Genomic DNA, 13,239 nt, shown 5'->3' on the forward strand with positions numbered 1-13,239 from the left:
CCTCCGCCGCCGCCTCGCCCGGCACCGGGCGAGGCGATCGTCGGCGAGTACGGGGCCCGCGGCGGAACGGTCGTCACCGTCGTCGGCTGGCCGCCGCCCGCCACCGCGGCCAGCAGCTCCGCTGCGCCGGCCGCCGACAGCCGCTCCGCCGGTTCCTTGCGCAGCAGCCCGGCCAGTACCGGCGCCAGCGGTCCCGCCAGGCGCGGCGGCGGCACCTCCTCGTCGACCACCGAGCGCAGCGTGCTCAGCGCGGTGTCCCGGTGGAACGGCGACCGGCCCTCCACCGCCGCGTACAGCGTGACGCCCAGGGACCACAGGTCCGACTCCGGGCCCGGCGTCCGGCCGAGCGCCCGCTCGGGCGCGGTGAACTCCGGCGAACCGATCAGCTCGCCGGTCAGCGTCAGCGCGGCGCTGCCCTCGACGGCGGCGATCCCGAAGTCCGTGAGCACCACCCGCCCGTCGTCCGCCAGCAGGACGTTGCCCGGCTTCACGTCGCGGTGCAGCACGCCCGCCGCGTGCGCCACCCGCAGCGCGGCCAGCACCTCCGCGCCCACCGCCGCGGCGCGCCGGGGCGGCAGCGGCCCGGCGGCCTCCAGGGTGTCGGCGAGCGAGAGGCCGCGGACCAGCTCCATCACGATCCACGGGCGGCCGTCCTCGGTGACCACGTCGAAGACGGTCACGACGTTGCGGTGCGCGATCCGGGCCGCGGCGCCGGCCTCCCGCTCCAGCCGGGCGTAGAGCAACCGCTCCTCGCGCGCGGGCAGTTCGCTGGGCGCCCGGACTTCTTTGACCGCCACCTCCCGGTTCAGCAGCTCGTCCCGGGCCCGCCAGACGACGCCCATGCCGCCCCGGCCCAGTTCGGCCAGCAGGCGGTAGCGGCCCGCCAGCGTCCGTCCGTTCCCCGTACCTGCGTCCATGGCACGAGCCCCCTCGACTCCGCAAATGGAGCGATGTGCACCAAACGTACCCCTCCCGGGCGGCCTTGCCGCCCCCTCGGCGGCAATCCGGAAGCGGTCCGGGCGCGTCCGGGCCGCCGCGGTGGTGACGCTCCGTCATGGGGGGCGCACGCTCGGGGCCGGTACGTGCTCCCGTACGCCCGCCGTGCCGTCCGAAGTAGGTGCAGCGCACGGACGTTCCGTATGGTGTTGGTCAACGCCCTTGCGGGGCAGGTGAATATGGATACCGGGCTGCGCGAAGGTCGTGCGGGAGAGATAGGGTTACCCTGCCCGGGCCGGGTGCCCTCGTACGGGTGGGGAGTGTCATGGAACAGATTGCAGTACGCAGCAGGCCGCGAGTGCCTGCCATCACGTGCGGCGGCGCGTCCAGCGCCCGCCTGGACCGCCATCTCGCGGTGCTCGGCGGGCCGGCGATACCGCAGCGCGAGACCGAAGGCGCCACGTCGCTGATGCAGGAGATCACCAAGCGTGATCACGCACGGACGCGGAAGAACCGCGGCGCGCGGGTGTCGCTCTTCGCGCCGCTGCGCCGGCTGCGCCGGTCGCTCTTCGGCGGTCACGGCTGAGCCGAGCCGTGCCGAGCGGTGCTCCGGTGCGCCCCCTGTGCGCCCCGTCAGCTCCCCGCCGCTGATCCGGCCCCGTTCCGCGGGCCGCCGGCCACCGCACGGCCCGGCCGCAGCACCACAGCGTCACAGCCCTGCGCGTCCGCCCCGCTCCCGGCATGTCCGGTGAGCGGGGCGGACGCGTTCGGCGTTTCCGGGTCACCCGGACGGCCCAACGGGGCACCGGCGACCCGGCTTCATCCGTACCGGTGATGCCGTACCGCGCTGTTGACGTGTCGATCATTCCGCGCCAGGGTGCAGTCGCTTGCCCCGTACAACCATCCTGCCGCGGGAGGCGCCTGTGTGTGATCTGCACGATGACCACGAGCACAAGCACGACGCGGGGGCTGCGGCCCCCAACGGGCTCAGCAGACGCAGGATCGTCCAGCTGCTGGGCGCCGCGGGGGTGAGCACCGCCGCGATGAGCGCGGCGGCGGACCCCGCGATGGCCGCCGCTGCCGACACCGCGGATCCGGACGGCTACAAAGCGCCCGAGGGACTGGCCAAGGACACCCCGGCCAAGGCCGCCGCGCTGGCCTGGATCGACCGGGAGCGGTCGAGGATCACCGGTCTGGACGACGAGATCTGGGAGAACGCCGAGCTGTCGCTGCGCGAGTGGAAGTCCTCGCTCGCCGAGGCCGACTTCCTCAAGGCCGCCGGCTTCGACGTGGAGTTCGGCACGGCCGGCTTCCCGACCGCCTTCACCGCCACCTTCCGGCACGGCAAGGGCGGCCCGGTGCTCGGCTTCAGCGGCGAGTACGACGCGCTGCCGGGGCTGTCGCAGCGCAAGGGCGTGGGCCACCACGACCCGCTGGAGTACGTCCACGACCCGTTCGCGCCCGGGTACGGGCCCGGCCACGGCTGCGGCCACAGCGCCCTGGGCACCGCGGCCGCGGCGGCGGCAGCGGCCGTCGCCAAGGCGGCCGAGGCGCACGGCCTGGACGTGACCGTGAAGTTCTTCGGCTCCACCGCCGAGGAGCAGCTGATCGGCAAGACGTACGCGGTGAGCAAGGGCGTGTACGACGGGCTGGACGCCTTCCTGGACTGGCACCCCTCCACCTCCAACGCCACCGGCTGGGGCTCGACCACCGCGATGACCGCGGTCACCTTCACCTTCCTCGGCGTCGCGGGCCACGGCGGCACCCCGCTGGGCAACAAGAGCGCGCTGGACGCCGCGGTGATGATGGCGACGATGTCGGAGTTCCTGCGGGAGGAGAACCTCGCGCCGTCGGGGCGGCTGCACTGGGTGATCAACAACGGCGGTGACATACCGAACGTCACCCCGGAGATCGCCGAGATCTCGTACTACGTGCGCGAGGGCAGCCCGGAGCGGGTCCAGGTGCTGCTCGACAAGGTGATCGAGGTGTCCGAGGCGGCCGCCAAGGCCAGCCGGACCACCGTCCGGCACAAGATCACCTCGGCCTGCTGGAACCAGCTGCCGTCCCGGTCCTTCGCCGAGCTGATGCACGACAACATGCGGCGGATCGGCCCGCCGGAGTTCACCGACGAGGCCCAGCGGCTCGCCAAGGACCTGCAGAAGTCGCTCGGCCTGCCCGAGAAGGGGATGCACGACGAGATCGGCGAACTCACCCCGCCCAACCCGGTCTTCATGGGCGGCGGCTCCACCGACGTCGCCGACATCAGCTGGAACGTCCCCACCGTCTCCATGGGCGCGGCCCTCGCGCCCATCGGCACCAAGATGCACACCTGGTCGACGGCCGCCTGCGCCGCCGCGGCCCCGGGGCACGCGGCCGTGCTCGCGGCGGCGAAGTACCTGGCCGCGACCGCCGTCGATCTGATCACCCAGCCGGCGCGGCTGAAGGCGGTCAAGGACGAGTTCGCCGAGCGCACCAAGGGCGTGCGCTGGAAGACCGCCCTCCCGGACGGCTACGAGCCGCCCATGTACGAGCCGCCCGCCTGGTTCCTGGAGAAGACCGGCCAGTCCTGGCCCCCGCCGAACATCACCTGGCCGCCGAAGCGCGTGGTCAGCCAGGAGAGGTTCAGCTCGCTGGGGCCTGATCTCGCGCCGCAGAAGTGAGCCGCTGAGCGCGGCCGGCGGTCAGAGCAGCGCGAACTGGCCGTCCGGGCCCTCCTCCTGGTGGTCCAGGACGGAGGCCGGGCGGCGGGCGGCGGCGGGCGCCGGCAGGACGCCCGCCGCGGTCAGCTCTCCGGCGGTGACCGGCGGCGCGTCGCCGACCGCGGCCGTCAGCCGCTCCTGCTCGGCCCCGGCCTCGCCGAGCAGCGCCAGTACCGTGATCAGCTCCAGCAGGTCGGTGGTCCACTCCTGCGGCCAGCCGGCGGGGCGCACCGCCTCCAGCGTGCCCGGCTCGACGGCGCCGGTCCGCCGCTCGTACCACGCCTCCAGCACCCGGACGCCGCCCGCGTGCGCGTCCCAGGCCGCCGCCGGCACCGGCGAGATGCGCCCCTCGCCGATCAGCAGCGCCTCCTCGTCCGGGTCGTACGCGAGCTCGGCCGGCAGGCCGCGGGCGGGCAGCGCGGCCCGTACGTAGGGGCGGCGGCCGCCGGGCAGCCGGGGGCGCTCACCGGTGTGCGCGCCCCGGGTGTGCAGCCGGATCAGCTCGCGCCCCAGCGCCACCCCGCGCGTCCACAGCTCCGGGTCGGTGGTGAGCGGGACGGCGAGGCCGCCGGCGTCGTGCCGGGCGGTGGCGGCCAGGTAGCCGAAGGCGTCCTCGGCGGTGACCGGCCGGCCGAGGCGGTCGGCGAGGTGGTCCAGGAGGCCGGGGGCGAGGTTCGGTTCGGCACCGGCCGGGCGGCGGTAGAGGGGGCGTACGCGGCCCTGGCGGCCGACCGGCAGCACGGCCGAGACGGCGAGCGCGGGGCCGGTGTCCTGCGGGACGCGGGGCTGTTCGACGGCGAAGAGCTGCCGCGCGTCGGCGACCCGCCACAGCTCGGGGCGTGCCGCGTCGATCAGCCGGTGGTCGGGGAGCAGCCACTGCTGGTCGTACGTGCCGTGCCGGACCCGCACCGGCTCCGGGCAGGGCGCCTCGCCGCGCACCAGGCGGGCCAGCCGGCCGGGTGCCGTGGCCTGTCCCGGCAGCTGGCCGACGGCGGTGTGCAGGGTGCGGGCCCGGGACGGGCGGAACAGCCGCTCGCGCTCGGCCGGTCCGTCGGCCCCCAGCAGCGCGTCCCAGCGCGCCCGCAGCGACCCGGCGTCCGGCGCCATGATCCAGGCCCGGCCGAGCCGCGGCGCGGCGACGGACCACGGCATCAGGTCGGACAGCAGGGGCACGTCCTGCTTCGCCGTCACGCGGCAACCCTCCCGGACGGTTCGGATGACCCGGGCATCGTAACCACGCTCCCGGCACCGCGCGCCGGGCCGCCCGGGCGGCCCCTCAGTCCGCGTCCAGGGTGACGGTGAACGAGAAGCGGTCGCCCCGGTAGTGGATGCGCGCGACGTCGATCACCCTGCCCGCCTCGTCGTAGGTGATGCCGGTGTAGTGCAGGATCGGGCTGAGCAGCGGTACGTCCAGCAGCCGTGCCGTCTCCGGCTCCGCGAGCCGCGCCTCGACGGTGTCGGTGATCCGGCTGATGGCCACGCCCACCGAGTCCCGCAGCACCTTCGTCATCGGGCGGTGCTCCAGCTCGGCCGGGTCGATGCGGGCCGCGAGGTCGGGCCGGACGTAGTTGACGGCGTGGTTGGTGGGCTCGCCGGTCCGTTCGTCGCTGCGCAGCCGCCGGAAGACGCCGGCCCGGGCGACGCCGGGGAAGTGCTCGGCGAGGTCCGGCGGCACCGGCCCCGTGCCGTGCTCCAGCACCTTGGTGACCATGCCGGACTGCTGGGCGACGATGGCGTCCACCGAGCCCAGCAGCCGGACGGGGGCTCCGCGCCGCGCGTCCGGCTCGATGAACGTGCCGCGCCGCCGGTGCCGGCTGATCAGCCCCTCGGCCTCCAGCTCCTTCAGGGCCTGCCGCATGGTCAGCACGCTCACCCCGTAGTGCGCGGCGAGCGCGTCCTCAGTGGGCAGCCGCAGCGGCGCGTCGGGCCGGCGGCCCAGTATGGAGGCCCGCAGCGACTGCGAGACCTGGTACCACAGCGGCAGCTTGCGGTTCAGGGCGAGCGAGTCGGGCGCGAAGGTCGTCACGGAGTGTCCCCACGGCGTCTATGGGCGGCGCTGTCCGGAGGATGATCCCCCGGACTGCCAGTGGCGTTCCAGACCCTGCCACACGTCGTCGTAGCCGCTCTGCAGGTGGTCGGCGGTACGGGCCTGTTCGGTGAGCAGCACCGGCCAGCGGGTCTCGAACATGAACGCCAGCCCGTCGTCCACCTTCTGCGGCTTCAGCTCGGCGGAGCTGGCCTTGTCGAACGTGGCGCGGTCCGGGCCGTGCGCGGACATCATGTTGTGCAGCGAGCCGCCGCCGGGGACGAAGCCCTCGGCCTTCGCGTCGTACGCGCCCTCGATGAGCCCCATGTACTCGCTCATCACGTTGCGGTGGAAATAGGGCGGCCGGAAGGTGTCCTCACCGACCAGCCAGCGCGGCGCGAAGACCACGAAGTCCACGCCCGCGAGGCCCGGGGTGTCGGACGGCGAGGTGAGCACCGTGAAGATCGACGGGTCCGGGTGGTCGTACGAGATCGAGCCGATGACGTTGAAGCGGCGCAGGTCGTAGACGTACGGGGTGTAATTGCCGTGCCAGGCGACGACGTCGAGCGGGGAGTGGTCGTAGGCGGCCGACCAGAGGTTGCCGCAGTACTTGTTGATCACCTCGCAGGGTTCGTCGGCGTCCTCGTACGCGGCGACGGGCGCGAGGAAGTCCCGTGGGTTGGCCAGCCCGTTGGCGCCGATCGGCCCGAGGTCGGGGAGCTGGAAGGGACGGCCGTAGTTCTCGCAGACGTAACCGCGGGCACTGTCGTCCAGCAGCTCGACGCGGAAGCGCACGCCGCGCGGGATCAGCGCCACGTGCCCCGGCTCGGCGGCGAGCAGCCCGAACTCGGTGCGCAGCAGCAGCCCGCCGCGCTCCGGGACGATCAGCAGCTCGCCGTCGGCGCTGCTGAACACCCGCCGTTCCATGGAGGAGTTGGCGTGATACAGGTGCACGGCCATGCCGGTGCGCTGGGTCACGTCGCCGTTGCCGCCGAGCGTCCACAGCCCGGCCACGAAGTCGGTGCCGGCCGGGGGCTCGGGGAGCGGGTTCCAGCGGAGCCGGTTGGGGTCCGGCTCGGTGGCGGTGAACGGTGCTGCCCGTACGCCGCCGTTGTCCATGCGCACGAAGGGCGGGTGCGCGGCCGAGGGGCGGATGCGGTAGAGCCAGGACCGGCGGTTGTGGGCGCGCGGTTCGGTGAAAGCGGTGCCGCTCAGCTGCTCGGCGTAGAGGCCGAGCGGGGCGCGCTGGGGGGAGTTGCGGCCGACGGGCAGGGCGCCGGGCACGGCCTCGGAGGAGTGTTCGTTGCCGAAGCCGGGGGAGTGGGCCAGTCCCTGCGCCGTCTTCCTCGCCTGCTCTCCGACCGTGCCTGTCATCGCGTGCTCCCGCCGCTCAGGGACAACCTCAGGGAATCCTGTGCAAGACCTTAGGATTGGCGGCCGGGGCCGTCAACGGCAAGCCCGGTACGACGCGCCGCCCGCCGCCGGAATCCGGCCGGAGTGCAGGATGGGTACGTGGATACCCCGTCCCTCCGCCGCGCCCCGGTCCAGCGCCGCAGCGCCGAGCGTCTGACCCGCATCCTCGACGCCTGCGCCGAAGTCCTCGACGAGCAGGGGTACGAGGACCTGAGCACCCGCGCGGTGGCGGCCCGCGCCGACGTGCCCATCGGCTCCGTCTACCGCTTCTTCCCCAACAAGCGGGCGATGGCCGAGGCGCTGGCGCTCCGCAACCTCGACGGGTACGCGGACCGGGTCACCGCCGGGCTCGCGGCGGCCGGCGACCGGCTGGACTGGCGGTACGCCATGGACGTGGTGGTCGACGAGTACCTCGCGATGAAGCGGTCGGTGCCCGGCTTCGCGCTGGTGGAGTTCACCGTGCCGGCGCCGCGGGCGACGCGCGAGGCGAACCACCGCGTGGCCGACCGGCTGCTGGCGCTGCTCGCCGGGCCGCTCGGCCTGGACCCGGCGGACCCGCGGCTGCGGACCGTGTTCCTGGTGGGCGTGGAGGCGGCGGACGCGCTGGTCCAGCTCGCGTTCCGGGTGGCGCCCGACGGTGACCCGGAGATCGTCGCGGAGACCAAGGAACTGCTGCGGGCATACCTCGGGCGGGTGCTGGACTGAGCCCCCGGCACCCGGCCGCCGACCCGTCTCCCCGTATTGACCTGGGGTTTTGCTCGTATTGCTCGCGCGTCAAGGTCTTGTTAACAAAAGTTGGCCGCCCCTAACGTCGCCTCGACCGCCACCCCCCTGGCAGGTGTTCAAGGGCGAACGTGAGGTACCCCCAATGCTGACCATCCTCGGATTCGTCATGATTGCCACCTTCTTGGTGCTGATCATGATGAAGAAGGTGTCGCCGCTGGCGGCGCTCGTGCTCATCCCGGCGCTGTTCTGCGTCCTGGTCGGGCAGGGCGCGCAGCTCGGCGACTACGTCATCAAGGGCATCGGCGACCTGGCGCCGACCGCCGCGATGCTGATGTTCGCGATCATCTATTTCGGCGTGATGATCGACGTCGGGCTCTTCGACCCGATCGTGCGGGGCATCCTCAAGTTCTGCAAGGCCGATCCCGTGCGCATCGTCGTCGGCACGGCCCTGCTCGCCGCGATCGTCTCGCTCGACGGCGACGGCTCCACCACCTTCATGATCACCGTCTCCGCGCTGTACCCGCTCTACAAGCGGCTGAAGATGAGCCTCGTGGTGATGACCGGCGTCGCCGCCACCGCCAACGGCGTCATGAACACCCTGCCCTGGGGCGGCCCCACCGCCCGCGCCGCCACCGCGCTGAAGCTGGACGCCGGCGACATCTTCGTCCCGATGATCCCCGCGCTGGCCACCGGCCTGCTCGCCGTCTTCGCCCTCGCCTACGTCCTGGGCCGCCGCGAGCGCAAGCGGCTGGGCACCCTCACCCTCGGCGAGCCCGGCACCGCCAAGGCCGTCACCGAGGACGCCGAGGTCACCGAGCAGGAGACCGTCCTGGTCGGCGCCGGTGCCGGCACCCGTGGCGGCAGCACCGGTCGCGCCCTGCCCGCCGGCGGCTCCGCCGGAAGCGCCGGCACCGGCCACGGCCCGGCGGACGAGGAGGAGTTCCAGGGCCTGGACCCGCACCGCGCCACCCTGCGCCCCAAGCTGTACTGGTTCAACGCCGCCCTCACCGTCGCGCTGCTCACCCTGCTGATCATGCAGGTGATGGACATCCCGGTGCTCTTCCTGCTGGGTGCCGCCATCGCGCTCACCGTGAACTTCCCGCACATGAAGGAGCAGAAGGAGCGCATCGCCGCGCACGCCGAGAACGTCCTCAACGTCTCCGGCATGGTCTTCGCCGCCGCCGTCTTCACCGGCGTGCTCACCGGCACCGGCATGGTCGAGCACATGGCCCGCTGGCTGGTCGGCAACGTCCCCGACGCGCTCGGCCCGCACATGGGCCTGGTCACCGGCATCCTCAGCATCCCGCTGACCTACTTCATGTCCAACGACGGCTTCTACTTCGGCATCGTCCCGATCCTCGCCGAGGCCGGCGCCTCGCACGGGGTGGGCGCACTGGAGATCGCCCGTGCCTCCCTCGTCGGCCAGGCCCTGCACATGTCCAGCCCGCTGGTCCCGGCCGTGTACGTCCTGGTCGGCATGGCCAAGGTCGAGTTCGCCGACCACACCAAGTTCACGGTGAAATGGGCCGCGCTCACCTCGCTGGTCGTGCTCGGCGCCGGCCTGCTGTACGGAATCATCTGAGGCAGTCCCCGACGGAACGGCACCCGAACGGAAACCGCTGACCCATGAACGCTCCGACGCCCGGCAGGGGCTGGCTGCTGCGCCTCGTGCTCACCTTCTCCTTCGCCCAGGCGGCGGTGAGCATGGCACGGCCCGCTGTCTCCTACCGGGCGCTCGCGCTGGGCGCCGACGAGACCGCGGTCGGCGTCATCACCGGCGTGTACGCGCTGCTGCCGCTGCTCGTCGCCGTCCCGCTCGGCCGGCGCACCGACCACGGCCGCTGCACCCCGCTGCTGGCCGTCGGCGTCGCACTGATCACCGGCGGCTGCGCACTGAGCGGCCTGGCGTCCTCGCTGCCCGCGATGGCCGCCTGGAGCGGGGTCATGGGCCTCGGCCACCTCTGCTTCGTGATCGGCGCCCAGTCCATCGTGGCCCGGCGCAGCGCCCCCGACGAACGCGACCGCAACTTCGGCCACTTCACCATCGGCGCCTCCCTCGGCCAGCTGCTCGGCCCGGCCGGCGCGGGGGCGCTGATCTCCGAGCACGACGGCGCCATGGCCCGGACCAGCGCCACGGCCCTGCTGGTCTCCGCGGCGGCGGCGGCCTGCGCCTGGACGGCCCTGTGGCGGCTGGAGCGCCGGGACGCGGTGGGCCAGGGCGGCACGCCGCGCGGCGACGGCGGCCGAGTGCCCGTGCTCGGCATCCTGCGTACGCGCGGTGTCACCGCCGGCATCTTCATCAGCCTCTCGGTGCTCTCCGCCACCGACATCCTCACCGCCTACCTCCCGGTCGTCGGCGAGGCCCACCACATCGCGCCCGCCACCATCGGCCTGCTGCTGAGCCTGCGGGCCGCGGCGACCATCGCCTGCCGGCTGGTGATGACGCCGATGCTGCGGCTCCTCGGCCGTACCGCCCTGCTCACCCTCACCTGCGCGGCGGCCGCGGTGCTGTGCGCCGCCATCGCGGCACCGCTGCCGGTCTGGGCGCTGGCCCTCGTGCTGGCCGTGCTCGGCTTCTGCCTCGGCGTAGGCCAGCCGCTGTCGATGACCACCGTCGTCCAGGCGGCACCCGACGACGCGCGCTCCACCGCGCTCGCGCTCCGCCTGACCGGCAACCGGCTCGGCCAGGTCGCGGCGCCCGCGGGAGCCGGCCTCGCCGCCGGGGTGGCGGGCGCCGCCGCGCCGTTCGTACTGCTCGGCGTGCTCCTGGTGGGCTCGGCCGCGGTCGCCCTGCGGTCGCCGCGGGAGGCCGGCGGGGCGCGGCGCGGAGGCGCATCCCGCCGGGCGGCCGCTACTGCTGCCGAGGCCCCGAAGCGCCGTCCTGCAGAGCGGCGATCTGCGCGCGGGAGCTGAAGCCGAGCTTGGCGAGGATGTGCTCGATGTGCGAGTCGACGGTCCGCTTGGAGACGACGAGCTTCTCGGCGATCTCCCGGTTGGTGAGGCCCCGGGTGACCAGCGCCGCGACCTGACGCTCGCGGGGGGTGAGTTCATCGGCCGGGCCGCCCGCCCGGACCGGCAGCTCCGGCATCTTCGTGAAGTCCTCGTCCAGCGCCAGCTCCACCGCCTCGGCCAGCGTCAGCGAGCCGCCCTCGGTGAACGCCCGGTGGAACGCGTCGGCGCCCAGTGCCTCGCGGGCCAGAGCGGCCGCGTTGTCGTGCAGTTCGTGCAGTACGGGGATGGCGAACCGGGCCTCCTTCGCGGCCTTGCGCCACAGCGCGTCGGCGGCGCCCTGGAGGGCGCCCACCCGCTCGAAGTGGCCCTGCTCGGCGGCGTACCAGGCGAAGCCCTCCAGAAAGTGCGCGATGCCCATCGTGTCGCGCAGGGCGGCCTTGGAGCGGATGCCCTCGCGGCAGCACTCGATGCTCTGCGCGGACTCGCCCTTCAGCCACAGGCCGACGCTCTTGACCCACAGCGCCCAGCTGCGCGACCAGTGCTCCTGCGGATGGGCGGCGTTGCGGCGCAGGGACTCGTCGCACAGGGCGATGCCCTCGCCGATGCCCCCGGCCAGGAAGTGGGCGAAGGCGAACTGGAAGGCGGTGATCAGCAGGGCCACCTCGTCGCCTGCCTCGGCCATGCGCCGGCGGGCGTCCTCGTACCCCTCGGCGACGCCCTCGACGGTGCCGCGGAAGTAGTGGGCGTGGTGCCGGTAGGCGAGCGTCCAGGCGAGGCCGCGGGCGTCGCCGGCGCGGGCGGCGATCTCCTCGGCCTCGTCGAGCAGCGCCCAGTTGTCGCCCCGCTCGCCCTGGACGTCCAGGTACCAGCTGGTGAGCCAGAGCGCCTTGACGCGTTCGGGGGTCGGTTCGCGGCTGACGTCGAGGGCGCGGCGCAGCCAGTAGCGGCCCTCGGTGTACAGCCCGGTGCACTGCCAGTAGCCCCACAGCCGGGTCGCGAGACACAGGCCGTCGTACGCCAGGCCCGGGGTGCCGGTGCACGTCTCCAGCGCGACCCGCAGGTTGGCCTGGTCGTAGCGGAACCTGCGTACCCACGAGAGCTGGGTGTCGCCGGTCCACGCGGCGTCGAACTCCTCGGCGCGGTCGAGGAAGTAGGCCGCGTGGCGCCGCCGTAGGCCCGCCTCCTCCGCTCCCGCGGCGAGCTGGTCCCGGCCGAACTCCCGGATCGTGTCGAGCATCCGGTACCGGGTGCCCACCTCGGTCTCCACGCGCAGCACGACGGACTTCTCCACCAGCCCGAAGAGCGCGTCGAGGACCTCCTCGGCGGGGAGGACGCCGTCGTCGGCGCACACCCCTTCCGCCGCCTCCAGGCTGAACTCCCCGGCGAAGACGGAGAGCCGGGCCCACAGCACCCGCTCCTGGGGGGTGGACAGATCGTGGCTCCAGCCGATGGTGGTCCGCAGCGTCTGATGACGGGGCACGGTGGTGCGGCGGCCGCCGGTGAGCAGCAGGAAGCGGCGGTCGAGCCGGCCGAGGATCTCCTCCAGGGACAGGGCGCGCAGCCGGGAGACGGCCAGCTCGATGGCGAGCGGGATGCCGTCCAGGCGGCGGCACAGGGACGTGGCGTCGGCGAGGTTGTCGTCGGTGAGGGTGAATCCGGGCACGGCCGCCGCGGTCCGGTCCGCGAAGAGCTGCAGCGCGTCGGAACGCGGGCCGGGCCGGCCGCACCGGGCCGCCGGGTCCGGGTCGTCCTCCACCGACAGCGGGGGAATGGGCAGGATGTGCTCGCCCGCGATGTCCAGCGGCTGCCGGCTGGTCGCGATCAGCCGCACGTCCGGTGCGGCGCACAGCAGCTCGTCGGCGAGCAGCGCGCACGCGTCGATCAGATGCTCGCAGGTGTCGAGGATGATCAGGGCCTTCTTGTCCGCCAGGTAGGCGGTGAGGACTTCCATGGCGGGCCGCGCTGCCTGCTCGGGCAGGTCGAGCGCGGCCGCCACGGTGTTGGGCAGCAGCTCGGGTTCGGCGAGCGCGGAGAGCGGTACGAGATGGACCCCGTCCGGGGACCGGTCGCGCAGCTGATGTGCCGCGCGCACCGCCGTACGGGTCTTGCCGACCCCGCCGGGGCCGGTGAGGGTGACCAGGCGGAAGCGGTCGAGCACCTCGGCGATCTGCGCGATCTCCCGCTTCCTGCCGATGAAGCTGGTCGTCTCGGCGGGCAGCTCGCCGCCGCGCCGGTGTTCGGTGTCCTCGGCCATGCGCGTCGCCACCCCGTACCTCGGAACTCGTGAATGGTGCCGGATGGCGCGCACGGTAGCGAGGGCACGCCGGGCATGCGTCCCTTCCGCCGAGTGTCACCCGTCCGAGACGTGGTAGTGGGACACTGCGGCACCCGTCGCCCGAAATCCGTCGAGGGGAGATCCCCGGCAGGGTGGCGCCCCGCAAACTAGCGGCGATAGTTTGTACGCGCGGCGTATGAGCGCCCGCTTAG

General features: G+C 73.5%; 10 protein-coding genes. 5 read left to right on the forward strand and 5 right to left on the reverse strand.

Features of this window, described 5'->3' with window-relative positions; all coding sequences use genetic code 11:
* A partial coding sequence (locus C3486_RS20165) for a serine/threonine-protein kinase (RefSeq protein ID WP_146075020.1) occupies positions 1-917 on the reverse strand: 917 nt, incomplete at its 3' end.
* A 344-nt stretch (positions 918-1,261) separates the two neighbouring features.
* Here C3486_RS20165 and C3486_RS20170 point away from each other — a divergent pair.
* Both C3486_RS20170 and C3486_RS20175 read left to right on the forward strand, forming a co-directional pair.
* Positions 1,262-1,522, forward strand: coding sequence for a hypothetical protein (locus tag C3486_RS20170; protein WP_052867513.1), 261 nt, complete (start codon positions 1,262-1,264; stop codon positions 1,520-1,522).
* Between the two features lie 337 nt (positions 1,523-1,859).
* Complete coding sequence (locus C3486_RS20175; RefSeq protein WP_258052886.1) at positions 1,860-3,596, forward strand: amidohydrolase; 1,737 nt, start codon at positions 1,860-1,862, stop codon at positions 3,594-3,596.
* Positions 3,597-3,617: 21 nt separating this feature from the next.
* On the opposite strand, the gene C3486_RS20180 is transcribed toward C3486_RS20175, so the two are convergent.
* From C3486_RS20180 to hmgA, 3 genes are all read right to left on the reverse strand, one after another.
* A complete protein-coding gene (locus C3486_RS20180) occupies positions 3,618-4,826 on the reverse strand; it encodes a type ISP restriction/modification enzyme (protein ID WP_103834136.1) in 1,209 nt (402 codons plus the stop codon).
* An 85-nt stretch (positions 4,827-4,911) separates the two neighbouring features.
* A complete protein-coding gene (locus C3486_RS20185) occupies positions 4,912-5,661 on the reverse strand; it encodes a GntR family transcriptional regulator (RefSeq protein ID WP_103834137.1) in 750 nt (249 codons plus the stop codon).
* 18 nt (positions 5,662-5,679) lie between these two features.
* Positions 5,680-7,035, reverse strand: coding sequence for a homogentisate 1,2-dioxygenase (gene hmgA, locus C3486_RS20190; RefSeq protein ID WP_103834138.1), 1,356 nt, complete (start codon positions 7,033-7,035; stop codon positions 5,680-5,682).
* A gap of 138 nt (positions 7,036-7,173) precedes the next feature.
* Between hmgA and C3486_RS20195 the strand changes: the two genes are divergently transcribed.
* From C3486_RS20195 to C3486_RS20205, 3 genes are all read left to right on the forward strand, one after another.
* Positions 7,174-7,779: a TetR/AcrR family transcriptional regulator gene (locus C3486_RS20195; protein ID WP_103834139.1), complete on the forward strand. Its 606-nt coding sequence runs from the start codon at positions 7,174-7,176 to the stop codon at positions 7,777-7,779.
* Positions 7,780-7,942: 163 nt separating this feature from the next.
* Entirely contained in the window at positions 7,943-9,382 is a 1,440-nt protein-coding gene (locus tag C3486_RS20200; RefSeq protein WP_103834140.1) for a CitMHS family transporter, read from the forward strand.
* Positions 9,383-9,426: 44 nt separating this feature from the next.
* A complete protein-coding gene (locus tag C3486_RS20205) occupies positions 9,427-10,713 on the forward strand; it encodes an MFS transporter (protein WP_103834141.1) in 1,287 nt (428 codons plus the stop codon).
* Here C3486_RS20205 and C3486_RS20210 read toward each other — a convergent pair.
* On the reverse strand, positions 10,652-13,006 hold the full coding sequence (locus C3486_RS20210) for a LuxR C-terminal-related transcriptional regulator (protein ID WP_103834142.1): 2,355 nt from the start codon (positions 13,004-13,006) through the stop codon (positions 10,652-10,654). The genes C3486_RS20205 and C3486_RS20210 overlap by 62 nt on opposite strands.
* Positions 13,007-13,239: the final 233 nt, after the last annotated feature.

Source organism: Streptomyces sp. Ru73 (assembly GCF_002920575.1).
Classification (GTDB): domain Bacteria; phylum Actinomycetota; class Actinomycetes; order Streptomycetales; family Streptomycetaceae; genus Streptomyces.